This is a genomic window from Rhizobium sp. 01T437 (genome assembly GCF_056398505.1).
Genome location: NZ_JBFTPM010000014.1, coordinates 106,722 through 131,528 on the forward strand (window position 1 = coordinate 106,722; position 24,807 = coordinate 131,528).

19 protein-coding genes are annotated in these 24,807 nt (G+C 61.6%); 9 read left to right on the forward strand and 10 right to left on the reverse strand.

All coding sequences use genetic code 11. From position 1 onward, the window contains the following. Nucleotides 1-29 precede the first annotated feature (29 nt). Nucleotides 30-1,634, reverse strand: coding sequence for an ABC transporter substrate-binding protein (locus AC1DM5_RS25655; RefSeq protein ID WP_113300554.1), 1,605 nt, complete (start codon nt 1,632-1,634; stop codon nt 30-32). Between the two features lie 282 nt (nt 1,635-1,916). Between AC1DM5_RS25655 and AC1DM5_RS25660 the strand changes: the two genes are divergently transcribed. The 7 genes from AC1DM5_RS25660 to AC1DM5_RS25690 all read left to right on the forward strand — a co-directional run bounded on the left by AC1DM5_RS25660 (nt 1,917) and on the right by AC1DM5_RS25690 (nt 9,754). Then, nucleotides 1,917-2,906 (forward strand): ABC transporter permease, encoded by a 990-nt coding sequence (locus tag AC1DM5_RS25660; RefSeq protein WP_113320712.1) that lies wholly within the window; start codon nt 1,917-1,919, stop codon nt 2,904-2,906. Next, entirely contained in the window at nt 2,903-3,907 is a 1,005-nt protein-coding gene (locus AC1DM5_RS25665; protein ID WP_477820053.1) for an ABC transporter permease, read from the forward strand. The genes AC1DM5_RS25660 and AC1DM5_RS25665 overlap by 4 nt, the downstream gene beginning before the upstream one ends. Further along, a complete protein-coding gene (locus AC1DM5_RS25670) occupies nt 3,907-4,902 on the forward strand; it encodes an ABC transporter ATP-binding protein (RefSeq protein WP_477820054.1) in 996 nt (331 codons plus the stop codon). Before AC1DM5_RS25665 ends, AC1DM5_RS25670 begins: the two co-directional genes overlap by 1 nt. Beyond that, complete coding sequence (locus AC1DM5_RS25675; RefSeq protein WP_477820055.1) at nt 4,880-5,815, forward strand: ABC transporter ATP-binding protein; 936 nt, start codon at nt 4,880-4,882, stop codon at nt 5,813-5,815. Before AC1DM5_RS25670 ends, AC1DM5_RS25675 begins: the two co-directional genes overlap by 23 nt. Before the next feature lie 12 nt (nt 5,816-5,827). Beyond that, the gene (locus AC1DM5_RS25680) at nt 5,828-6,886 is read left to right on the forward strand and encodes an aldo/keto reductase (RefSeq protein WP_477820056.1); all 1,059 of its coding nucleotides are present in this window, start codon (nt 5,828-5,830) and stop codon (nt 6,884-6,886) included. Between the two features lie 73 nt (nt 6,887-6,959). Continuing rightward, nucleotides 6,960-8,204, forward strand: a complete 1,245-nt coding sequence (locus tag AC1DM5_RS25685; RefSeq protein ID WP_477820057.1) for an acyl-CoA dehydrogenase family protein — start codon at nt 6,960-6,962, stop codon at nt 8,202-8,204. A 131-nt stretch (nt 8,205-8,335) separates the two neighbouring features. Further along, nucleotides 8,336-9,754 carry an FAD/NAD(P)-binding protein gene (locus tag AC1DM5_RS25690; protein WP_477820058.1) on the forward strand — a complete coding sequence of 473 codons (1,419 nt, stop codon included), beginning with the start codon at nt 8,336-8,338 and terminating at the stop codon, nt 9,752-9,754. Nucleotides 9,755-9,847: 93 nt separating this feature from the next. On the opposite strand, the gene AC1DM5_RS25695 is transcribed toward AC1DM5_RS25690, so the two are convergent. Further along, the gene (locus tag AC1DM5_RS25695) at nt 9,848-11,467 is read right to left on the reverse strand and encodes an ABC transporter substrate-binding protein (protein ID WP_477820059.1); all 1,620 of its coding nucleotides are present in this window, start codon (nt 11,465-11,467) and stop codon (nt 9,848-9,850) included. A gap of 14 nt (nt 11,468-11,481) precedes the next feature. Continuing rightward, nucleotides 11,482-13,095: an ABC transporter substrate-binding protein gene (locus AC1DM5_RS25700; protein ID WP_477820060.1), complete on the reverse strand. Its 1,614-nt coding sequence runs from the start codon at nt 13,093-13,095 to the stop codon at nt 11,482-11,484. 290 nt (nt 13,096-13,385) lie between these two features. On the opposite strand from AC1DM5_RS25700, the gene gcvA reads away from it, so the two are divergent. Further along, nucleotides 13,386-14,396: a transcriptional regulator GcvA gene (gcvA, locus tag AC1DM5_RS25705; protein WP_477820061.1), complete on the forward strand. Its 1,011-nt coding sequence runs from the start codon at nt 13,386-13,388 to the stop codon at nt 14,394-14,396. 24 nt (nt 14,397-14,420) lie between these two features. On the opposite strand, the gene AC1DM5_RS25710 is transcribed toward gcvA, so the two are convergent. The 6 genes from AC1DM5_RS25710 to AC1DM5_RS25735 are packed head-to-tail and all read right to left on the reverse strand — an operon-like array spanning nt 14,421 to nt 20,757. Next, nucleotides 14,421-15,269, reverse strand: coding sequence for an NADPH-dependent oxidoreductase (locus tag AC1DM5_RS25710; protein WP_477820062.1), 849 nt, complete (start codon nt 15,267-15,269; stop codon nt 14,421-14,423). A 20-nt stretch (nt 15,270-15,289) separates the two neighbouring features. After that, complete coding sequence (locus AC1DM5_RS25715; RefSeq protein ID WP_477820063.1) at nt 15,290-16,615, reverse strand: LLM class flavin-dependent oxidoreductase; 1,326 nt, start codon at nt 16,613-16,615, stop codon at nt 15,290-15,292. Then, complete coding sequence (locus AC1DM5_RS25720) at nt 16,612-17,844, reverse strand: acyl-CoA dehydrogenase family protein (protein WP_477820064.1); 1,233 nt, start codon at nt 17,842-17,844, stop codon at nt 16,612-16,614. The genes AC1DM5_RS25715 and AC1DM5_RS25720 overlap by 4 nt, the downstream gene beginning before the upstream one ends. A 12-nt stretch (nt 17,845-17,856) precedes the next feature. After that, complete coding sequence (locus AC1DM5_RS25725) at nt 17,857-18,198, reverse strand: DUF3088 domain-containing protein (RefSeq protein WP_477820065.1); 342 nt, start codon at nt 18,196-18,198, stop codon at nt 17,857-17,859. Between the two features lie 10 nt (nt 18,199-18,208). Then, nucleotides 18,209-19,567, reverse strand: a complete 1,359-nt coding sequence (locus AC1DM5_RS25730) for an LLM class flavin-dependent oxidoreductase (RefSeq protein ID WP_477820066.1) — start codon at nt 19,565-19,567, stop codon at nt 18,209-18,211. An 11-nt stretch (nt 19,568-19,578) separates the two neighbouring features. After that, nucleotides 19,579-20,757 (reverse strand): acyl-CoA dehydrogenase family protein, encoded by a 1,179-nt coding sequence (locus AC1DM5_RS25735; RefSeq protein WP_477975954.1) that lies wholly within the window; start codon nt 20,755-20,757, stop codon nt 19,579-19,581. Between the two features lie 405 nt (nt 20,758-21,162). Between AC1DM5_RS25735 and AC1DM5_RS25740 the strand changes: the two genes are divergently transcribed. Continuing rightward, nucleotides 21,163-21,648, forward strand: coding sequence for a GFA family protein (locus tag AC1DM5_RS25740; RefSeq protein WP_477820068.1), 486 nt, complete (start codon nt 21,163-21,165; stop codon nt 21,646-21,648). 572 nt (nt 21,649-22,220) lie between these two features. On the opposite strand, the gene AC1DM5_RS25745 is transcribed toward AC1DM5_RS25740, so the two are convergent. After that, the gene (locus AC1DM5_RS25745) at nt 22,221-24,596 is read right to left on the reverse strand and encodes a methyl-accepting chemotaxis protein (protein WP_477820069.1); all 2,376 of its coding nucleotides are present in this window, start codon (nt 24,594-24,596) and stop codon (nt 22,221-22,223) included. Nucleotides 24,597-24,807 lie beyond the last annotated feature (211 nt).

Here is a 24,807-nt window from a genome sequence, read left to right on the forward strand (position 1 = left end):
GACGGATCCGTGTTCCTTTTCCTCTTGGCTCAGGCTGTGGCGAGATAAGCGTAGGCAAGGCTGCCCGAGACGCCTTCTCCGCCGACCGTGTGGTCGGCGATGCGCTTGTTGTAGATGGTCAGCTCCGGCTGGCTGGCGATGTCGATCGCCGGCAGGTCCTCGACAAGGATCTGCTGGATCTCGCGCCACTGATCGACACGCTTCTTGGCATCGACCTCGATTGCTGCGGCCTCGAGCAAGGCATCGACCTTCGGATTGCTGTAGGCCGAGCCGTTGGAGAAGGGCACGCCCGGCTTGAAGTTCTTGCTCCAGTAGAGGCGCTGAACGCCGACGGTCGGATCGAAGAGGTTGCTCATTCCCTCGAAGGCGAAATCGAAATCGCGATCGGTATAGATGCGCTTGGTATAGGTGGCGAAGTCCTGGCTGCGCACCGTGGCATCGACGCCGACCTTGGCAAGCGCCTGGCGGATATATTCGGAACCACGCGGATAGGTTTCGCCGCTCGGCACATAGTCGAGATTGATGCGGATGCGCACGCCGTCGCTGCCGCGTGGATAGCCTGCCTCGTCGAGCAGTTTCTCGGCGGCGGCAAGATCGATCGGATAGGTCTTCAGGTCGCCATCATACCATTTGGCAAGATTGGGATTGATAGGGCCGGGAATGGCCGCGCCGTAGCCGTAGTTGATGGTGTTGAGGATCACCTTGCGGTCGATCACATGGGCGAAGGCCTGGCGAACGCGGATGTCCTTGAAGAAGGGCCGTTCGAGGTTGAACTCGATACGGCTGACACCGTTTGCATATTGATAGCCGCGCTCCTCGAAGGCGATGCCGGGGACCGTCTTCAAACGTTCGAGATCGCTGAGAGGAACGGGCGTGGAGGGCGCAAGATCGATTTCGCCGGTTTCGATTGCAATCGAGCGCGCCGCTGCGTCGGGAATGAAGCGGACGATGAGCTGGTCGAGATAGGGACGCGGCTGGTCCCAGTAATCGGGGTTGCGCTCATAGACGAGGTGGCTGCCGCGGACCCATTCCTTGAACTTGAAGGGACCTGTGCCGATCGGCGCGAGATTTGCAGGATTTTCGGCAACCTTCGTCCCCTCATAGATGTGACGCGCTACGATCGGCGTCTCCGAGGAGGCAAGGGCGGTGATGAGATAGGGCGCCGGCTTGGAGAGTTTCAGGATCGCCGTCAGCGGATCCGGCGTTTCGACGTCGACGAGGTTGAGGAACGTGTTGCGGCCACGCGGATGAACCTCCTTCAGCGTCTTGATCGAGAAAGCAACGTCGGCCGAGGTAAAGGCCTGGCCGTCATGCCATTTTACGCCGTCGCGCAGGTGGAACGTGTAGACGAGCCCATCCGGGCTCACTGACCATTCTTTCGCCAGAAGCGGCTGCGGGTTCAGCTCGAAATCATAGGTCAGAAGGCCTTCAATGACCTTCGGAGAGACATAGACGGAATTGAAGGCAGTGTTCGCAATGGTCGTCAGCACCGGCGGCTCGGCCGACAGGAGCAGCGTCGCTGTGCCGCCGCGCACCGGAGCGGCAAAGGCCGGCAGGCGTGTTGCCGACGCCACGGTGAGCGCAACGGAAGCAAGAAGGAAATTGCGGCGTGTCGGAGCAGGAAATGCTGGCATGGTCGGTCCCTCGATGATTGTGCGTGCCCGTTGCCGGGCGTTCTGGGTTCGCCTTTCCATACTTCGGCGCAGCCGTAGAGTTTTTTACCCAATTCCGGACCTGCTTCGGTAAGAAATTCGAATGTATGCTCATATGACGTTAAATAATTTCAAAAGACTTCGATATTCGATCTATTCTTGGAATTATTTACTAATATGGATTTGACAAAACCCACAGATTTAGTCAACTACTATCGCAACGCAACACGATGAAATTCTTCCGGCGACGCGAGGTGGAAATCCATGTCGGCACTCAAGCGGGTCGCCCGCACGATCAGAAAGACCGTCATTCAGGCCGTGCCGACCATGCTCGGCATCGTCATATTGAGTTTCTTCCTGCTCAAACTCGCGCCGGGCGACGCGGCTGACGTGATGGCGGCGGAATCCGGTTCGGCCACTGAGGAAACCATGGCGGCTCTGCGCCAGCGTTTCGGGCTCGACAACCCTCTCCTCGTGCAGCTCGCCAATTACCTGGACAACCTGGCGCATTTCAGCCTCGGCTTTTCGCCGCGCTACGGAATGCCGGTTGCCGATCTCATTGGCCAGCGGCTGCCTGGAACACTGACGCTGATGCTGGCCGCCCTGCTGATCGCCATTGCCGTCGGTCTGCTCCTCGGCGCGTTGATGGCAAGCTTTTCCGGCAGGCTTGCCGACCGCGTGATTTCGGTCGTCTCGCTGCTGTTTTATTCCATTCCCGGCTTCTGGATCGGCCTGATGCTGATCCTGTTTTTCTCTGTCAAGCTCGGCTGGCTGCCGAGCGGCGGCGACAGCACGATCGGATCGCGGCTCACCGGGCTACCGGCACTCCTCGACCGGATCCGCTACATGGTGTTGCCGGCAACCTCGCTCTCCCTCTTTTATCTGGCAATCTATGCGCGACTGACGCGCGCGGCGATGCTGGAGGTCAAGTCGCAGGATTTCGTCCGCACCGCCCGCGCCAAGGGCGTGTCGCCCTTCTTCCTGACCACGCGTCACGTGCTGCGCAACGCGCTGATCCCGATCACGACAATGGCCGGCATGCATTTCGGAGGCATGCTCGGCGGGGCCGTGGTGGTCGAAACCGTCTATAGCTGGCCGGGGCTCGGCCGGCTTGCCTTCGAAGCCGTGATGGCCCGCGATTTTTCCGTGCTGCTCGGCATCCTGCTCTTGTCCTCCTTCCTTGTGATCGTCGCCAACGCGGCCGTCGATCTGCTGCAGGCATGGATTGATCCCAGAATCGGAGCCAGCCGATGACCAGTCAGAAGCTTCATACCTACGCCGGCAACGCAATTGATCTGGCCGAGCACGATAGCGACGCCTCGCGGCCGCTGCCCGAAAAACCTATCGAGCCGCGCTGGACGCATATCCATGCGCCCGACGTGCGCGCCGCCGCCGTACCCGGTATTGCCTGGCGCGGCCTGCGGCGTGAGCTCAAGGTCTTTCTGTCCAATCCCACCGCCTTGTTCGGCGTCCTGTTCCTGATCGCCACCGCAGTTGCAGCCCTTCTTGCCCCCGTCTTTTATCCAGGCGATCCGATGGAGATGGTTGCGCGACCGTTCCTCTGGCCGGGCCAAAATCCGTCCTATCCACTCGGTACGGATTCGATGGGGCGCGATGTGCTCGCAGGCATCCTCCACGGGGCGCGCATTTCGCTCACGGTCGGCATCGCCGCGACGGCCCTCGGGCTTTCGGCCGGCATCACGATCGGCGCGATGGCGGGATATTTCGGCGGGATCGTCGACGATCTCCTGGTGAAATTCATCGAGGTCTTCCAGACGATCCCGAGTTTCGTCTTGCTCGTCGTGCTGGTCGCCATCGCTCAGCCGACGACCTCGACCGTCACAATCGCGATTGCCATTGTCAGCTGGCCGACGGTGGCGCGGCTGACGCGGGCCGAGTTCCGCTCCATCCGCGAGAAGGACTATGTGCTGGCCGCCCGAAGCCTCGGCTTCGGCCATGCACGCATCATCTTCCGCGAAATCCTGCCGAACGCCCTGCCGCCGCTGATCGTCACCTCCTCGGTCATGGTCGCAAGCGCGATCCTGATGGAATCGGCGCTGTCCTTCATGGGGCTCGGCGATCCCAATCGCGTCTCCTGGGGATCGATGATTGGCGCTGGCCGCGACGTGATCCGCACTGCCTGGTACCTGACGGCCCTGCCGGGTCTCGCGATCGTCTTTACCGTATTGGCACTCAATCTTCTGGGCGACGGCCTCAACGATGCGCTCAATCCGCGCTTTTCGGAGGAACGCTGATGAGCCATCTTCTCGAAGTCCGCGATCTCTCCGTCCGCTTTGCGACCGCCGAGCCGGTCAAGGGCGTCAGCTTTAACGCCAATCCGGGAGAGATGCTGGCGATCGTCGGAGAATCGGGCTCCGGAAAATCACTGACAGCCCTTGCCCTGATGGGGCTCCTGCCACGGCACGCCCGGCCGGGTGGCGAAATCGTGTTTGACGGGCGCAGTCTGCTGACGCTGTCGGAACGGCAGCTGCGACAGGTTCGCGGGCGCGACATCGCGATGATCTTCCAGGAGCCGATGACCTCACTCAATCCGGTGCTGTCGATCGGTGACCAGATCATCGAGGTGCTGCGGATCCATGAGGATCTCAGCCGCCGGCAGGCGCGTGCCCGGTCGATCGAGCTTCTGGACCTCGTCAGCATTCCGGAGCCGGCCCGACGCATCGACGACTATCCCCATCAGTTGTCGGGCGGCATGCGCCAGCGCGTGATGATCGCGATTGCCGTTGCCTGCAATCCGAAACTTTTGATCGCCGACGAGGCGACGACCGCGCTCGACGTCACCATCCAGGCGCAGGTCCTGCAGCTTCTCGATAATCTGCGTGCCAAGCTGAACATGGCGGTCATCCTCATCACCCACGATCTCGGCATCGTGGCGCAATGGGCCGATCGCGTTGTCGTCATGTATGCCGGCCGCAAGATCGAGGAGGGGCTTCCCGGCCCGGTCTTCGACACGCCCTATCATCCCTATACACGCGGACTGTTGTCGGCCTCGCCACGCCTGACGGCAGATTATCACTACCGCGATGGGCCACTTGCCGAAATTCCGGGCTCCATCGTCTCGGCGGCCGGCGAGAAGGGCTGTTCGTTCCGCCCGCGCTGTCCGGTCGCCCGTCCTGCCTGCGCCCAGACGGTGCCGGCGCTGTTTTCCATCTCGGCTGGCCGCGAAGTCGCTTGCCCCTATGTTTCAGTCCATGCGGAGGTCGCTCATGTCGCTCCTGTCGGTCGATAGGCTCTCCACCCATTATCCAGGAAGCGCCGGCACGGTGCGCGCCGTCGACGGCGTGTCACTGGAAATCGCTGAAGGCGAGACGGTTGCGCTCGTCGGCGAATCCGGTTGCGGCAAGTCGACGCTCGGCAAGTCGCTGACGCGTCTCGTCACGCCGTCTTCCGGGCAGGTCCGCTTTCGCGGCCGCGATGTTACCGCCATGTCGAACAACGAGCTGCAGTCGATCCGCCGCAGCATCCAGATGATTTTCCAGGACCCCTTCGCCTCGCTCAATCCGCGCCAGACGATCCGCACGATATTGACGGCGCCGCTTGCCGTGCATGGCATTGGCGATCGCAGGAAGCGCGATGCGATCGCTGCGGGAATGGTGGAGCATGTCGGCCTGCCGCGCGATTCTCTCGAGCGCTATCCGCACGAATTTTCCGGCGGCCAACGCCAGCGTATCGGGATCGCCCGGGCGCTGATCCTGCAGCCCGAACTCGTCATCTGCGATGAACCTGTCTCGGCACTTGACCTGTCGATCCAGGCCCAGATCCTCAACCTGCTCGTGGAGATGAAGACTGAGCTGTCGCTTTCCTATCTCTTCATCTCACATGATCTGTCCGTCGTTCGTTATTTCGCCGACCGGGTGCTCGTCATGTATCTCGGGCGCATCGTCGAAAGCGCCTCGACTGCCGACCTCTGGAGCGGTGCCAAACATCCCTATACGCAGGCCCTGCTTGCCGCTGTCCCCGACCCGTCGCGCCGCAAGCAGGCCGCACCGATCACCGGCGACCTGCCAAGTCCACACAATCCACCGTCCGGCTGTCGCTTCAATACGCGCTGTCCGCTTGCCACCGATATTTGCCGGGCAGAGGATCCGGCATTCCGCCAGTTCGGCGCCGGCCATGCCGTCGCCTGTCACCACGCCCAATGAATGGAGAATGAAATGGTCGATTATCGCTACCTCGGGCGCAGCGCGCTCAAAGTGTCACCGCTCAGCCTCGGGACCATGATGTTCGGCGGGCCGACGCCCGACGAGGTCGCCTTCCGCATTATCGACAAGGCCCGCGAGCAGGGGATCAATTTCATCGACACGGCCGACGTCTATCACGACGGCAAGTCGGAAGAGGTCGTGGGTCGCGGCATCAAATCAAGCCGCGATCACTGGGTATTGGCGACCAAGTTTGTCAACTCGCACACCAAGGGCCCGAACCTTGGCGGCCACTCGCGCAAATGGGTGATCGAGACGGTGGAGAATTCGCTGCGTCGCCTAAACACTGACTATATCGACATTCTTTATTTCCACCGCGCCGTCTTCGACGCGCCGCTCGAAGAGCCGGTGCGCGCCATTGCCGACCTTATCCGCGCGGGCAAGCTTCGCTATTTCGGGGTCTCGAACTTCCGCGGCTGGCGCATCGCCGAGATCGCCCATCTTGCCGATCAGCTCGGCATTGACCGGCCGGTCGCAAGCCAGCCACTCTACAACATCGTCAACCGCACGGCCGAAGCCGAACAACTGCCGGCCGCCCACTATTACGGCCTCGGCGCCGTCTCCTATTCGCCGCTCGCCCGCGGCGTGCTGACCGGCAAATATGAGCCGGGCAAGGAGCCGGGTGCCGATACCCGTGCAGGCCGTGGCGACAAGCGCATCCTCGAAACCGAATGGCGTCCGGAATCGATTGCGATCGCCAAGGAGATCGCAGCCCATGCCAACCGTAAGGGTATTACGCCGACCGAGTTCGCGCTCGCCTGGGTGCTGAACAACAAGCTGATCTCGGCCGCCATCACCGGTCCGCGCACCGAAGAACATTGGGACAGCTATATCCGCGCGCTCGACGTCAAGCTCGATGCCGAGGACGAGGCCCTGGTCGATAGGCTGGTCGCGACCGGTCATCCGTCGACGCCGGGCTTCAACGATCCAAGCCATCCGGTCGAAGGGCGCGTTCCGCGCGTCAGCGAAGTAGGGACCGACAATGTCGTGTCGCTGACGCGCGCCGTCGCCTGAGATCGCAAAGGGAGGATCCGCTCTCGCGTGGATCCTCCCCATTCTTCAAAAATTCGCCGTTGAAAGCTTGACCATGGCCACCCCGACCTCTTCCGCGCTGTTATCTGCAGGTGGATCAACGCCCGATACCGATCTTGCCGCCCTGCTTTCGACGGTACCGGCGCTCGCAGCCGAAATCGGCAAGGAAGCGGCACGGCGCGATCTTGATCGCGAGCTTCCGTTTGAGGCTTTCCGCCTGTTCAAGGAGGCCGGCCTCGGAGCGCTGCGCATCCCCGTGTCGCTCGGCGGGCCAGGCGGCAGTGTCCTCGACTATATCGAGACGATCATGGCGATCGGTGCGGCCGATTCCAATGTCGCGCATGCGCTTCGCAGCCATTTCAATTTCACCGAGAGCCTCATTCTCAATCCGAATACAGCGCTCGATCGCACACAGCTTGCCAGAGTGCTTGCCGGCAAGCTGTTCGGCGGCGCTCACACGGAACAGGGCACCAAGCGGCCCGGCGAGGTGACGACCAGGCTTTCAAAATCGGGCGACAGCTATCGCCTCAATGGCCGCAAATGGTATGCGACGGGCACTGCTTTTTCCGATTTCGCTTCCTTCAGCGCGAAAGGTGACGAGGACCAGCTCGTCAGCGTTCTCTTGCCGGTCGACCGCAAGGGCATCACCATTCTCGATGACTGGGACGGCATGGGCCAACGGTTGACCGCAAGCGGCGGCGTGCTGCTTGAGGACGTCGAGGTCCTGCCCCACGAGATTTCCACGCGCGGCCTCAATTCGCTTGTCGGGCGCCATACATCGACCCTGCGCCAGCTCCACCTTGCCGCCTCCATGGCCGGTGCGGTGCGCGGTGCAGTGGCCGAAGGCACCGATTACGTACGCAGGCAGGCGCGTTCGGCCGCCCATAGTGCGGCTGAGACGGCCAATGCCGACCCCTTTGTGCAGAAAATTCTGGGTGAGATCGCCAGCGGCTCCTTTGCGGTCGATACGCTGATCCGCGAGGCGGCCCGCGCGCTTGACCGTTCCGTCGCGGCGTTCGGCGCAGGCGATCCGGAACGACTGGAAGCCGCTCTTGTCGAAAGCGCCCTGACGACGGCGCGCACGCAGATCGTTGCCTCTCAGATCGCGCTTTCTGCCGCAACCAATGTCTTCGAACTCGGCGGTGGCTCGGCGACATCGAGACATCTCAATCTTGACCGCCACTGGCGCAATATCCGCACCGTGCTCAACCATAATCCGCTTTTGCACAAGGCGCGTGTGGTCGGCGATTTCTATATCAACGGAACGACGACGCATCTGGAGGAAGGCAAAGTCTTCTAGAACCCAGCCCGTCGCGTCGCTTCCATCCATCACCCGAGGTCATCCTGATATCCGGCCGCCGCGTCGGCAGGAGATCTGTGCGCCTTTCTTGCTGTCATCCCCCGGATCTGCGTGACGGGGAGGGAGGTCTCATGCATTTCGATCCAAAGCCAGGCCATTCCGTCATCATTATCGGCGGCGGCTTTGCCGGCGCGCTGACTGCGCTCAAACTGCTCGACCGGACCACGGTCGCGCTGTCGATCACCATCATCGAGCCGCGTGCCGAGCTCGGGCGTGGCGTTGCCTATAGCACCGGCGACCCGGCCCATCTCGTCAACGGACCGGCGGAGATCTTCTCGCTCTATCCCGACGATATGGATCATCTGGCCCGCTGGCTTGCCGAAAACGGCCACGCCAACGGCTGGCAGCCGCCCGCAGACGTCGCCGCAAGCAGCCCGCCGCGTCATCTTTACGGGACCTACGTGCGCGACGAACTGAAGCGCGCGGCTGCGCAGGCGCGCTCCGGATCGAGCCTGCGTCATATCCGTTCATCGGCGGCACATCTGTCATCGTCGCCACACCGGGTCCGTGTTGCGACCACGGACGGCACTATCTTAGAAGCGGACGAGGCCGTGCTGGCGCTTGGGGTATTCCAGCCCGATCTGCGCCCTGACGAGGCTGCGGTCGCGAGACATCCGCGCTTTGCCGAAAATCCCTGGAACGCGGCAGCGCTCGACCGGTTGAGTGACAGTTCCGATATCCTCATCATCGGTGCCAGTCTCTCCATGGTCGATGCGATCGCGAGCATGGAGGCGAGAGGGTTTCGCGGACGCTACCGGGTGATCTCGCGGCGAGGCCAGTTCGTCGAGGGCCGCAGGAACGCGGATCCGGCGCGTGACTTTCTTGCCGACGGGCCGCTGCCTTCGACGGCACGCACCCTGCTTGCACGCGTTAAGGCGGAACGGCGCGCGCTTGCCGCCGCCGGCGGCGACTGGCAGGGGCTGCCGCTTGCCATCCGCCCCCACATCCTGCCGCTCTGGCAGAATGCGCCCGATCGGGAACGGCTGCGCTTTGCCCGCCATCTAAGGGCCTTCTGGGACGTAGCGGCGCATCGATCCGCGCCGGAGAGCCACCGCAGCGTCGAGACTGCGCGGTCGCAAGGGCGGCTCACTCACGGGACGGCCCGCCTGCTCGCGTTGAAGCCACACGATAATGGCATTGCAGCGCACCTGAAGAGCCGGGCAGGAGAGGAGGAAGCCGTGTTCGGCGGTGTGATCGATTGCCGCGGGCATCAGCTGCACGACTGGCGGCAAATCTCCGATCCGTTTGTCCGCCAGCTCCTTTCAAGCGGTGAGGTACGTCCGCATTCGACCGGCTTCGGCATCGATGCCACACCCGAGGGCGACCTCATCAGCGAGGAAGGGCGTGTTCACCGCAACCTCAGCGCCATCGGCCATCCGCTGCGCGGCGTAGCCTGGGAATCGAGCTCGATTACCGAGCAGCGCACGCAGGCGATCGCGCTCGCCGACCGTATCCTCGCCAAGTTCACACCGGCCCGCGCCGCCTCGTGATCATGAATTCGCGGAGTACGGATTAGAAAGCGATCGGGCGCGCATCTGACGATGCGCCCCCGATCCGTGAAGGCTGGTCGTGACCCCCGAACGTCAGCCTTCGCCGTCCTTGATATAGACCTCGGCGAAATTGGCCTGGACGCCCTCGGCACCAATCGTATGGTTCTTTACCCGCTTGTTGAAAACCGTGACATTCTCGAGCGCGATCAGATTCACCACTGGAACCTCGTCGGCGATGATCTTCTGGAAGTCGTTGAATTCTTGTCTGCGCTTCTCCTCGTCGATCTCGACAGATGCCGCCTCCAGAAGCCGGTCGACCTCCGGATTGGCATAGTGAGCCGCATTGGAAAAGGGCAGGCCGAGCTTGAAGTTTTTCGACCAGTAGATGCGCTGGACGCCGAGCGTCGGATCGAACTGGTTGCCGAGATATTCGGCCGTCACGTCGAAGACGCGTTCGGTATAGACCTTCTGGATATAGGTCGAGAAATCATAGGAATCGATCGTCGCGGCAATGCCGACGCGGGCGAGGTTCTGCTTCAGATATTCAATGACCCGCTTGAACCCTTCATTATAGGAATTGTGGGTGAGCCTGAGCGCAAAGCGGGTGCCGTCGGCGCCGCGCTTGTATCCGGCCTCGTCGAGAAGCTGCTCGGCTGCCGCAAGATCGTAGGCGTAGGGCTTGATCGAGGCATCGTGGTAGCGCGGCAGGAAGGTGCTGATCGGCGTCGGCGAGATATGGCCGTAGCCATACCAGACGGTGTTCAGTATGACATCGAGATCGATCGCGTGGGCGATGGCGCGACGAACCCTGACATCTTTCAGATATTCGTTGTCGAGATTGAAAATCAGCTGCGTCTGGTCGCCCTTGGTCTCGTAGCCGCGGGAATCAACGCTGATATTCGGCAAGGCCTTGATGCGCTCGAGATCGCTGAGCGGGATCGGATTGTCGCCGCCGATATCGAATTCACCGGTCTCGAAGCCGGCCGCTCGTGCTGCTCCATCGGGCACGAAGCGGATCACGATCTGGTCGAGATAGGGTTTGCCCGCATCCCAGTAGTCGGCATTGCGCTCCAGGATGATATGCGAGCCGCGCACCCATTCCTTGAAGACGAAGGGGCCGGTGCCGATCGGCGCGCTGCCGTTCCTGTTGACCGGTACGTCGGCGATCGCGACGTTTTCGTAGACATGCTTCGGCACGATCGGCGATTCCGCCGCATAGAGAGCGCTGAGCAGATAGGGTGCGGGCTTCGACAGGCGGATGATCGCCGTCAGTGGATCGGGCGTCTCGACCTTGACGACATTTGCAAAGGTGCCGCGCCCGCGTGGATGGACCTGCTTCAGGAGCTCGATCGAATAGGCGACGTCCTCGGCGGTGAATGGCTTGCCGTCATGCCATTTGACATTGGGGCGCAGCTTGAACGCGTAGCTCAGCCCGTCATTGGAGGTCGACCATTCGGTTGCGAGCTGTGGCTTCGGCGTCAGGTCGAAATCATAGGTCAGCAGCCCCTCGGTAATCTTCGGGCTGACCTTCTGCGTGCCGCCCGCGGTATGCGCCAGCGCCAGGATTGTCGGCGGTTCGGGCTCGACGATGAAGTTCAGCGTTCCGCCCGGCTTCGGCTTGCCTTCCGTGGCCCCGAGGCCGATCGACGGCAGGAGCGTACCGGCGGTCGACAAAAGGAGCAACTGGTTGAACCTGCGGCGATTGATGCTCATGTGGATCGTCCCTGTCAGGCGTTTTTGAGGAGATAGGTGGAGGAGAGGCTGCCCGAGAGACCGTCGGCGACGACCGTGTGGTCCTGAACCTTTTTGTTGAAGATCGTCATTTGCCGGAAGGAGACCAGCGTGATGTCGGGCAGGTCGCGGGCGATGATCACCTGCATGCGGTTGAAGAGCTCGACGCGCTTGGCATGGTCGTTTTCGATCGCCGCCTGTTCGAAGATCTGGTCGATCTTCGGATTGTTGTAGCCCGAGCCGTTCGAGAAGGGCACGCCCTTCTTGAAGTTCTTGGACCAATAGAGGCGCTGTACGCCGATGGTCGGATCGAACGTATTGCCCATCCCGTTGGTCACGAAAGCGAAGTCGCGGTCGGTATAGACGCGTTTGAGCCAGGTCGGCACGTCCTGTCCACGCAGGTTCACCTTGACGCCGATCTTCGAAAGTGCGTCGCGCAGATAGTCGCCAATGCGCGTATAGGTGTCGCCATAAGGCATCACATCGTGTGGCACTTCGAAGCGGATGCCGTCGGTGCCGCGCGGGAAACCGGCCTCGTCGAGGAGCCGCTCGGCCTTTTGTGGATCATGGGCGTAGATCGGAACATCCGGATTGTAGAAGGCCTTGAGGAAGGGGCTGATCGGGCTCGGCGCCGGAACTGCATAGCCGTAAAAGGCAATATCTGCGATCGCCTGGCGGTCGATCGCATGCGCCACCGCCTGGCGGACCTTGTCGTGCTTGAAGTACTCGTTTTCCAGATTGAATTCGATGCGGTAGACGCTCGGCGAATAGTCGTTGCCGCGATCGTCGACGGCAAGCGTCGGCGAAGCCTTCAGCCGGTCGATCGCGCTGAGTGACACCGGCGTGTCGGGCGCGATATCGACCTCACCGGTCTCGAGCGCTGCAAGACGGGCGCTGGCATCGGGGATGAATTTGACGACGATGCGGTCGAGATAGGGCTTGCCCTTGTCCTTGTCCCAATAGTCCGGGTTGCGGTCCAGGATGACGTGACTGCCGACGGCCCATTCGCGGAAGATGAAGGGGCCTGTGCCGATCGGCGCGCGGCCATTTTGATGGCCGGCAAGATCCTTGGCGCCGTCATAGACATGTTTCGGCACGATCGGCGATTCGCTGGCCTGCAGTGCACCGATCAGGTAAGGCGCCGGTTTCGAAAGCCGGATGATCGCCGTATGGGGATCGGGAGTGGCGACCTCGGTCACGCTCGAGAATGTGGCGCGTCCGCGTGGATGGACCTCCTTGAGTGCCAGGATCGAGAAGGCCACGTCCTCGGAAGTAAAGTCCCTGCCGTCATGCCATTTCACGCCTTGGCGCAGCTTGAAACTGTATTCGAGCCCGTCATCGCTGACATGCCATTCGGTGGCGAGCTGCGGTATGGGCTTAAAATCGAGACCATAGGCAAGTAGGCCCTCGGTGACCTTGCCGGAAACACGGGTGGTCGGACCCGCCGTATGGGCAAGGGTCACGAGCGTCGGCGGTTCGGGCTGGACGAGGAGGTTCAGCGTACCGCCCGAAACCGGTCCCGTCGTCTCGGCAAAAACGGTTGCCGGCATAGCAGCGCCAAGCGCTGTGAATGCGAGGAGTTGGTTGAACTGACGCCTACGGATATCCATGAACGATCCCCTGATTTCAACTGCCCGGGCGGGCAGGTCGCTGTGGGCGCATCATCCGGCCAGGGCAGCGAAATCGAGAAGAATGTTTTTCTGTCGCTCGGCGAAAGAAATACTTTCCGGGCCGTGGTTTGGCCGGATGCAAAGTAATCTACTATTTATATAGACAATTTCGCGGTTTTAGTTTTTGCTTCTCAATGACGTTCCTGGCGCGGAAGAAAATGTTTCGCAGCTGTTGCCGTGCGCAAAGCGGGTTCTCGTCTTGCGGGGGTTGTTTGTGGTGCAATTGCGTTATGACAACATTTGCAGCCACCCGCCGGAAAGCCATCCAGCCGACACTCGCGCGGCTGCCGCCGTTGACATCGTTGCGGGCCTTCGTGGCGACGGCCCGGCATCTCAATTTCGTGCGCGCCGCCGAGGAACTGCATGTCACGTCGGCTGCCGTCGGCCAGCAGATCAGGCTGCTTGAGGATTATCTTGGCCAACCACTGTTCAACCGCGTGCGCGGCCAGCTGCAGCTGACGCCGGCAGGGCGATCGCTGATGCCGGGCCTGACGGATGCCTTCGACGCAGTGCTCGCGGCAATGACCCAGTTTGCAGCGAGCGACCAGGAGCAGCCGATCCGCATTTCCGTCGCCCCGTCCTTTGCGAGCAAATGGCTGATCCCGCGTCTTGACGCCCTGCGTCGGGCGGCACCCGGCCTGCAGGTCCTTCTCGATGCGTCGACCCAGCTCACAGACCTCGATACCGGCGATGCCGATTGTGTCATCCGCTACGGCAGCGGTGCCTATCCCGGTCTTGCCGTCGATCCTCTCTTTTCCGAGGCGATCCTGCCTGTCTGCAGTCCGGAATTTGCCGAACGCCACGGGCTCTGGAACAGACCCGAGGTGATCGAAGGGGTGCCCCTTCTGCATGAGGAGGGCGCCGAGCATGATCATTCCTGCCCGGATTGGCAGGCGTGGCTCCGTGCTGAAGGACTTTCCTATCGCCTCTCGCAGGGCGGGTTCCGGCTGAACCAGTCCTCGCTGGTGCTCGACGCCGCATTGGCGGGGCAGGGGCTTGGCCTTGGCAAGATCAGGCTCGCCGAAGCGGAGATCCGTTCCGGCCGGCTCGTCAGCCCGTTCGGTAGTCCGCAGCCGGTCGCCTTTTCCTATTACTTCGCGACCACGGTCCACAAGGCGCGATTGATGCGCGTCGACCTCTTCCGCAGCTGGCTGCTCGGCGAGGCGCGCATGGCGCAGACGGTCGAAGCGATCGTTGGCCACAACCCTCGCTCCGTGCTCGGCATGATTGCCGCAGAATAATCTGACGCCACCGACGGAGTCTGACTATTTCAGTTTGAAGCCGAGCCTGCGTGCGACGTCGCCGAGGACATGCCGTCCTTTCAGGGAATCCACTGTTCCGATCCGGTTGCGGACCTGATCGGTCCAATCGATCAGCGGCATGGCCTGCTCAGCCTGGAAGCCTCTCAAAACTTGGTTGTAATCGGCAAGATCGTCTTGCGGCGTTTCCCGCTCGTAGCGCTCGCGATGCAGGACGGTGGTCTGTGGCAGGCGCGGCTTGGCGCCGGCGGGCACGGCCGGATCGGGAAAGCCGACGGTAAGGCCGAAGACGGGAAAGACCCCATCCGGCAGGTCGAGTTCACGCGCCACCCTCTCCGGATCGTTGCGGAGCGCGCCGATATAGCAGGTGCCGAGACCGAGCGACTCCAGTGCCACGACAGCATTCTGGGCCGCGAGTGCGGCATCGATCACGCCGAGCAGGAAACTTTCCACATAGTCGAGGCCCTCGGCGGCTGCGCCGCGCTCCGTCGCAATCGTGCGGGGACGGGCGAGATCGGCAAGCCAGACGAGCAGGAGCGGTGCCTGCGCGATCTGGCGCTGGTTTCCGGCGACCGCATTCAGTCGGTCGCGGCGCCCGGCATCCTCGACTGCGACGACGCTCCAGGCCTGCAGGTTCGACGAGGTCGGCGCCGACTGGGCCGCAGCGACCGCAAGCTCAATCGCCTCTTGCGGCACAGGTTTCGGCAGATAGTGGCGCACGCTGCGATGGGAGAGGATCGTGTCGATTGTTTCGTTCCATCCCGCCGCTAGCCGCTGTTCGTTGCGATACCGCTCGCTGGCAAGCTGGCCCAGACGGTCGCCTTTGCTCGTCGTCGCTGCCCTAGAGGATGTCATTGGCCTCTCCTTCTTATCTATCATTCCGCTGCAGCGGCATAAGGGTTGGCAGGACGGGCAAGACCAAGGTGGTCGCGCAGAGTTCTGCCGGTATAGGCGTGCCGGAAAAGCCCGCGCCTGCGCAGGATCGGCACGACCTCGTCGACGAAGACCTCCAGACCGTGCGGCAGCACGTCGGGCATCAGGTTGAAGCCATCGGCCGCGCCGGCAGTGAACCAGCGCTCGATGTCGTCGGCGATGTCCTTGGGCGTGCCGACAATAGTGCGATGGCCGGTGCCGCCGTTCAAGGCTCGGATCAGGCCGCGCACGCTGAGCCCTTCCCGTTTGGCGAGTGCCAGCGTGGCGCGGAAGAATGTATGGCCGCCATCGGCCGGCAGCGGGATATCGTCCGGCAACGGCGCGTCGAGATCGAGGCTCTTGGGGTCGAGCTGCAGCACGCCTGCAAGTCGCGCGAGGCTATATTCGAGCGGTATCAGCTCGCTCAGTTCCTCCTGCCGTCGTTTGGCCTCGATCTCGGTGCTTCCGATGATCGTCGCAAGGCCGGCAAGCACGAGAATGCTGTCGGCCGGCCTGCCGAACCTGGCGGCGCGTCGGCGCAGGTCGCCGGCGTAATCGAGCGCCTCCTCGAAGGATTGCGAGGCGGAGAAGACAGCTTCTGCATGTTCGGCGGCGAGCTCCCTTCCGTCATCCGAGCCGCCGGCCTGGACGAGGACGGGATGACCTTGAGGCGGGCGTGGAATATTGTGCGGTCCATGCACTGAGAAATGCTTGCCGCGATGGGCGATCACATGAAGGCGCGCCGGATCGACGAAACGGCCCGTCGCCGCATCGCCGATGAATGCATCCTCTTCCCAGCTGTCCCATAGCGCCTTGACGACGGCGCTAAATTCGCCGGCGCGCTCGTAACGGCTGGAATGAGCGACTGGCCTTTCTAGGCCGAAGTTCCGGCTTTGCGACAGGTCGGCGCTGGTGACGATGTTCCAGCCGGCCCGGCCGCCGCTTGCATGATCGAGCGTCGCAAAGCGGCGGGCGATATTGTAGGGCTCGTTATAGGTCGTCGAGGCCGTGGCGATGAGACCGATATGCTGTGTATGGGCGGCGACCAGCGCAAGCACGATCGTCGGCTCGAGCGACGTCAGCGGCCGGAAGTCCACTCGGTCCGAGATTGCCGCCTGATCGGCAAGGAAGACGGCATCGAATGTGCCGCGTTCGGCGATCCTGGCGACGTTGACATAGTGATTGACATCGAAGGAGGCGCGCGGATCGCTGCCTTCCATCCGCCAGGCCGCAGGCGAGAAGCCGGAATGCAGGATATTGATGTTGAGGTGAAGCTCACGCCCGCTCATTGGAATATCCCAGGTTCAGGATAGTCACCGGTCAGGAACCACGACCCGACATTGCGTGTCTTGTACTCGGCCGGATTGTGCAGCGTGTGGATGCGGACATTGCGCCAGAAACGATCGAAACCATAGGCTCGCACCGCCGAACGCGCGCCCATGACCTCGAAGATCTCGCTCGTCACCTCAAGCGCCACCTTGCCGGCAAGCACGTTGGCGCAGGCGACCGCAATCGCGGTCTGGCCGCGTTCGTCTGCGGTCAGCGCAGCGCCTTTGGTATAGGCAGCGTCCATGGCCTGAGCTGCCCGGTCGGCAAGCGCGGTCGCAGCCTGCACCTTCGTCCAGAGCTCGCCATATTGCCGCTTGATCCAGGGGTCATCGACGTGCCGCTCGACATCGGAATAGATCCACGGCCGCGATTTCGTCACCGTATAGTCGCGCGCAGCCGCAAGAGCGCCCTGCGCACTGCCGACAAAAACGTTGAGAAGCACGCTCTGCTGCTGCTGGGGTGCAAGAAGCGCGATCGGATCGCGCGGCCGCTCCGTCAGGATCTCGTCACCGTCGATCCTGACATCCTTGTAGAAGACCCGGCCGCTGCCCGTCTGGCGCTGGCCGATGCCGTCCCAATCGTCGGCGATGGTAATCCCTTCGCGATCGGCCGGAATATAGGCGAAGCTGCGCTGATTGGTCTCCTCATCCTCCCAGGCGACCATCAGGTAGTCGGCGACATGCGAGCCGGAGGCGAAAGGTCGAAAGCCGTTTAGAATGACGCCGCCGGCGATTTTGCGCCCGAACAGGCTGCGTGAAAAACTGTTGGTCGTATTGCCCCAGAACCAACGGCCTTCCGCCGACCGGTGCAGGATATCATGTGAGCGCTGATCGCCTGCGGCTGCCGCGTTCTGCAGCGGGCTGAAATGATAGCCGTAGAGATGACCGAGCGAGCCGTCGACCTTGGCAAATTCGCGCACGACCTTAAGCGCGGTCGAATAGGGCTGTCCCTCGCCGCCGAATTCTCTCGGGATCAGTAGATTGACGAGGCCGCTCTCCTTGATGAGTCTGATCTGCTCGGAGGGGCGTCCGCCAGCTTGGTCGCGTTCGATGGCGTCGCGAGCGAATATCTCCGCGAGTTCGGCTGCGCGGTCGAGATAGGGATTGCTGCGGTCCGCTTCGAAGAGAGCAGGCGGCGGCAGGTTCGGTTCGGGCAGGCTTGGTTCGAAAGCAGGGGGCTTTACGGTCATCGTGCTCTTCCTTCAGCTATGAAGCCGCGGGAAGCCGTGCCGCTCGGCAAGCAGTTCGAGGATGCGATCGGTCTTGTTGACGAAACGCACACCGTTCCAGTCGTCTGCATCTGCTGGTGCGTTCTCGGCCAGAACCAGCACCGGCAACGACTGGTGCTCCTCGCCGACGGCGGCGATCACACTGGCGCGCGGACGCGGAAAGGCAACCCTCTCCACCTCGATCCTGGCCGCAAGATCCGGAAAGGACGCCAGCAACCCTTCGATGGCGTTGCAATAGGGGCAGACGAAGCTGAGGCCTGGCTTCTTGGGGTCGGAAAAACCGGGGGCAATGAGATAAAGCTTGTCGCGGCTCATATGTTGTTCCTCACTCGGCAGCCGCAGCATTGCCGGCATCCGCAAAGCGGTTTGCCGGGCGCTTGAGGCCCAAATTCTCACGCAGTGTCGTGCCCTCATATTCGGTTCGGAAAAGGCCGCGGCGGCGCAGTTCAGGAACGACGAGGTTGATGAAATCGGCAAGCCCGCCAGGCATCAGCGGCGCCATGATGTTGAAGCCGTCGGCACCGTAATTCTCGAAACGTTCTTCGAGGACATCGGCGATCTCAACTGGCGTTCCGACCACTTGCCAGTGGCCGCGGGCGCCAGCGATGCGCAGATAGAGCTGTCGGATCGTCAGATTTTCGCGACGGGCGAGATCGAGCACGAGAGCCTGTCGACTTTTACCGGCATTGGTCGCCGGCGGATTGTCGGGCACCGGTCCATCGAGCGGATGGGCGGATAGATCGACACCGGAGAGCTGGGAGATAAGGTTCAGTCCGACTTCGGGCTGAATGAGCGTCTGCAGGGATTCGAACTTTTCCTGTGCTTCGGATTCCGTTCTACCGACAATCGGGAAAATGCCCGGCAGGATCTTCAGATCGTCATGTGAACGGCCGAATTTGGCAAGCCGGCCTTTGACGTCGGCATAGAAAGCGACCGCTTCCTCAAGGGTGATCTGGGCGGCGAATACGGCTTCTGCGGTACGCGCGGCAAGTTCCTTGCCGGGCTCGGAGGCGCCTGCCTGAACGAGGACTGGCCGCCCCTGCGGTGAGCGCGGGATGTTGAGGGGGCCGCGCACCTTGAAGTGCTTGCCACTGTGATCGAGCCTGTGGAGCTTTTGAGGATCGAAATAGCGTCCCGATTGCCTGTCGCGAATGAAGGCGTCGTCTTCAAAGCTGTCCCAGAGGCCGAGCACGACATCGGCGAATTCCTCGGCGCGCTCGTAACGGTCGGCATGCAGGATCTGCCCGTCGTGCCCGAAATTATAGGCGGCGTCCGGATCGGAGGATGTGACGAGGTTCCAGCCGGCCCGCCCCCCGCTCAACCGGTCGAGCGAGGCAAACTGCCTTGCCAGATTGAAAGGATCGGAAAAGCTCGTCGAAGCGGTGGCGATCAGGCCGATATTGCGGGTGACGGAGGAAAGCGCGGAAAGCAACGTGATCGGTTCGAACGGATAGACGCCGCTATGGGCCTTGCGGCTTGCCGCTTCGACGTCTTTCAACCGTGCCGCCACGCCATCGGCAAAGAAGATCGCATCGAATTTCGCAGCCTCGGCAAGGCGTGCAAGTTCGAGATAATTTTCGAATTCCGTGCCGACAGAGGCCTGCGGATGGCGCCAGGCGGCGACATGGTGACCGGTGAAGAGCAGGAAGGCGCCAAGCTTGATCTGGTCCTTGCGTCTTGCCATGGAATATCCTTTCAGCGGTAGATGGCCGGCACGGGGAACTCGCCCGTCAGCAGAAAGGTGCCGACCGTGCGCTTCTTGTATTCGGCAGGATTGTGCAGCGTGTGGGTGCGGACATTGCGCCAGAAACGGTCGAAGCCGTTGGCCTGCGTGGCGGAACGCGCGCCCATGACCTCGAAGACCTCGCTCGACACGGCAAGGCCGACCTCGCCCGCATAAAGATTGGCCGTGGCGATATCGATGGCGGCAGCACCACGATCGGCGTGGCTCAGGGATGGTCCTTGCGCATAGGCGTCATCGAGGCTGCGGGCAGCCTTGTCGGCAAGCTCTGCGGCCGCAAGCGCGCGGATATAGAGTTCGCCATATTGGCGTTTGATCCAGGGGTCGTCGATGTGTCGTTCCACGCCCGAATAGATCCACGGTCGGGATGACGTTACCGTATAGTCGCGGCGCTCTTCCAGGATGCCTTGGGCGCTGCCGACGAACACGTTGAGAAGTACGCTCTGCTGAAGAAGCGAGGTAAGGGACGCGTAAGGCGTCAGTGGCACCGAAGGCGCGCTGATCACCTCATCGTAGTCGATATGAAGATCGCGGAAATGGACGGTGCCGCTGCCGGTTTGCCGCTGGCCGATGCCATCCCAGTCATCCGCAATCACGATGCCCTGACGATCTGCGGGGACCGCCGCGGTCAGGCGTTCACCGGACGAATTTTCCCAGGATATCTGAATATAGTCGGCAATGTGCGAGCCCGAGGAAAAGGGACGGCTGCCGTTGATCCTCCAGCCGCCTTTGGTCTTTTCGCCTGTCGAGGTCTTCGACATGGCATTGCCGGAATTGCTCCAGATCCAATTGCCGGCAGCCGATCCGCTCAGCCACCTGTCCTTCTGGGGATTCGAACCCCGAAAGAAGATGAGGTTCAGCGGCAAATGGTGGTAGCCGAAGAGATGCGCGAGCGATCCGTCGGTTTTGGCGAACTCCCGCACGATGCGAAGGATTGTCAGCCAGGAAGCCCCCTGTCCACCATAGGCTTTCGCGATTTGCGCCGACGGCAGGCCGCTTTTCTTCAGGAGCCTGATCTGCTCAAGAGGTCTTCCCCCTTGCTTGTCCCGATCGACCGCATCCAGGTGGAATGCTGCTCGCAACTCGGCAGCCTTTGCTAGGAGCGGATCATCAACGTCAAATTCGAACGACATATCGCCTCTGCGCATCGTGGCGCCAGGAGCTCTGGCGGCGTCTATGGCGCCGACCGTCGACCGTTGCTCAGGGCAAGTCCAGACAAATGAATTTGGGGTTCGGGAAAGAAATTCTTTCCGGAAGCAGCGCATAATCGGATCACGAGTCTCGGCTGCTCCGGTTCCTGATACGGCTCAGTCGCCTGACTGATGAGCGCCACCCGCTGGCGCTTGTTTTTGTCCTGCTCGTGTCGCAGGAAGCAAGCTTCATCAACGGCGACGTCTATGGCGCCACAGGCGGCAAGGACGTTGCTTGATGTGGACCTTCTTCGCGGGATACTATCTCGCAAGGACCGACTTTGAAGCATGTGTCCGCAGGAGTCCTGGACGTCGCCGATTTCCGAAACTTAGTCAGTGGAGGACATTATGCAAGCTATCGTTCTGACGGGAGGCTGCCAATGTGGTGCCGTCCGATATTCGCTCGATCAGCAACCGCAGAACGTTCACATATGTCACTGCCGAATGTGCCAGAAGGCAGTAGGCGGCCCCTTCGCGATCATCTGCCCCGTAATGAAGACGGCATTTCGCGTGACACGCGGCGCAGTCAGCTACTTCCGCAGTTCGGATGTCGGGCGCCGCGGATACTGCTGCGACTGCGGCACTCCGCTGACATTCGACTATCCTGATGGTGAGGACATCGGTGTTCTTGTCGGTACGCTCGACGAGCCTAACCGTGCGCCGCCCGAAAATCAGTACGGCAACGAGAGTCGTGTATCTTGGTATTCTGGGCTCGTACAGGTGCCCGGCGACCGACCGACTTACGCCGACAACCCTCAGATGCTGCATCGGATCACGAGCACCAACCACCAGCATCCAGACCATGAAACGGATATCTGGCCTCCGACTGTCTAGTGTCCGGTTTAGCGTCAGCGAATAATAGGGTTACTCGATCACGGATCACATCGAAGGGTGGCCGGACGACACACTTCTGTAACGGAAAAGAAGAGGCGATCGATCACTATACGCGGGATTTCTGAACGGCAGGGTGTATCGGAAAGCTCGAAATGCGTGATGGTAACTCGCGTTTCTTGTCGGCGAGCGGGTGACATGCTTGGAGCCATCCGTTGAACACGAATGGGAAAGGGCGAAGTCGCTTGCCCAACGAATATACTCAAACGCGCAAATGACGATGGATGGACTATGCGGCCGCATCCTCGATGGGAACGCAGTCCCTGGCGAACTCGCAAAAAAGCTTCGTTGCCCGAAGAAGATCGGTACTCTCATCGGCAAGACACGCATGTTCGGAGACAATGCCGAGTGCCGATACGCGTTTGGTCTCATCAAGGGCTGGCATTCCATCCCGACTGGGGCAGCCATGGCTCCGCCATTGGGTTAGTCGTTTCTGGACGTCGGCCCGCAAAGCTCAAATACCGGCCAACATCACATTGCCAATCGGCACCATCCAGACATGGCGCGCACCGCGTCTAGAACTCTTCCCAATTGCCGTCGGCCGTCACCTGTGCAGGCGACGTGCCGAGCGCGACTGCGAGCTTCCCACCGAGTGTGCGGGCCGGCGAGGGAGCAGGCTTATAGCCGGTGGCCGAGGCGGGAACCGTTCTATGCGCAACAAGGGTCGCGACCGGGCGCGCAGACGGCCTGATAGTCGCGCGAGCGGCAGAGGCCGCCTTTGCCGCCTGGCCGAGATTGAACTGGGCCAGACGCCCTGAGAGAGCAGATATCTCCGTCACCAGCGTATGCGAGGCGGCGTTCGATTCCTCGACCATTGCGGCATTCTTCTGGGTCGACTGGTCCATCTGGTTGACTGCCGTGTTGATCTCCATGAGACCCGTCGACTGCTCTCGGGCTGCCTGGACAACGGCCTGGACATTGATGTCGATCTGCTGCACTTCGACGACAATCGCCTGCAATGCTTTGCCGGTCTGGCCGACCAGGCTGACGCCACGCTTGACCTGGTCGCCGGACGAGGTGATCAGTGCCTCGATCTCCTTGGCCGCCGCCGCCGAGCGCTGTGCGAGTTCACGCACTTCCTGCGCGACGACGGCGAAACCCTTGCCGGCCTCCCCAGCTCGCGCCGCTTCAACGCCGGCATTGAGGGCCAGCAGGTTCGTCTGGAAGGCGATATCGTCGATCACGCCGATGATGTTGGAGATTGACTGCGAGGATTGCTCGATGCCTCTCATGGCCTCAACGGCGCTGCGCACAACCTCCCCGGATTTTTCCGCACCTTCCTTAGTTCGACCAACGAGAGCCCCCGCCTCCTCGGCGCGAAGTGTGGAGTCCTTGACGGACGTCGTGATCTGCTCGAGCGCTGCGGCGGTCTCCTCGACGGAAGCTGCCTGCTGCTCTGTGCGGCGCGCGAGATCATCGGCGCCCGAGCGGATTTCCTCAGAACCGGCTTGGATGACGGCAGCGTTTTCGGAGAAGGAAATCAGGGCTGCCTGGAGCTTTTCCACAGACGCGTTGAAATCGACGCGGATTTCGTCGAGGGAGTCAGTGAATGGCTTTTCCAGCCGGACGGTCATGTCTCCATTCGAAAGGCTGGCAAGCCCGTTCCCGAGTTCGCTCACCGCGAACTTGATCGAATCCTCACGGGCGGTATGGAGGACGGAACGTTCCTGCCGTTCGACCTCCTCGCGAGCTCGTGACGTTTCCGCGTCGACTTCGAGCTTGATCTTCTGACGATTGCTTTCCAGCAGGATGCCGAGGGAGCGTGACAGGTCGCCGATTTCGTCCTTGGCATTCTTGTCGCTCAGTTGCACGTCGAGTTGGCCATGGGCGATACGATCGGTCTCGGCGATCACGCCCTCTATGCGGCGGATGAATCTGCGGGCAATGAGCCAGCCTGCAAGACCGAGCAGGAAAGCGGCGACGGCCGTGATCGCAACTGCGCTCCAGACCATGTTATTCAGTTGGGCGAAGACCGTGGATTTGGGCACCGAGACGACCGCATACCAGTTCAGGTCATTTGTGAGCTTTACCGGATAGGCAACCGAGAAATAGGTCTGACCATCGGGGCCTGCGATCTCCTGTTCGACTCCGGGTCTTGCGATCAGCCGATCCCAACCGGCGGTCAGATCGCCGCCATCCTTGATATTCGTGCCTGCGAGTTTGGCGGAGGGATGGCTGATGATGCTGCCGGCGCCCGTCACGAGACTGAGATAGCCGGTCTCCATCGGGTGGACTGCAGAGATCGCTTTGTTGGCGTCGTCGAGCGAAATGTCCATGCCGGCCACGCCGAGCGCCTTGCCTTCGACCATGATCGGCTTGGCAACCGAGGTCATCAGCACGTCCTTACCGTCGACGGCGTAAACGTAGGGTTCGATGACGACGGTCTTTTTCTGAACGAAGGGAAGCTGGTAGTAGTCGCCGGCGCCCGACACGGTATAATCGACCAGCGGCGTGTGCTGAATCTTGTCGCCACTGCGTACCCAGTAGGGCACATAGCGTCCCGTAGCATCGTGGCCTTCCTTGTCGACGAAATCCTTGTCCTTGCCGTCGAAGGCATTCGGTTCCCAGCCGGTCCAGACGCCAAGCGCCATCGGATTGTCCTGCAGCGTATTCCTGAGCAGGGCGTCGGCGGCCGCGCGGTCCGAGTTTCCACCTTCCTTCATCGTCGATAGCGACGTTTCCAGCCCGTTGACGATATTGAGCGCCACGCTCATGGATTTCTCAACGTTGAGCGCGTTGGTGGCAGCGATCTGGAGCATCTGGTCGAGGTTCGATTTGCGCATATCGTTGTAGGCGATATAAGAAAGGACGCCCGATGCTGCGATCGTGGCGACGACGCCGCAGGCCGCCACAGAGAAAATATTGCGTCCGGTAGCCGATTTGAACTGCATGCGCTTGCCTCCTCGAGCGGGCATGTGATCGATCGCACCCCGATCTATTCCGTCCCGGCTCCTCTGACCGAGAACTGATTTCGGGACGCGCCTCGACGTTACGAAAATCGTTTGCGAATTAAGGAATATTCGAAGAGGCTTAATTTAGGGTGTATCGTCCGGTATTCGCTAATGAAACGGGCAGCCGTTCACTTGTTGATTTGCAACAATC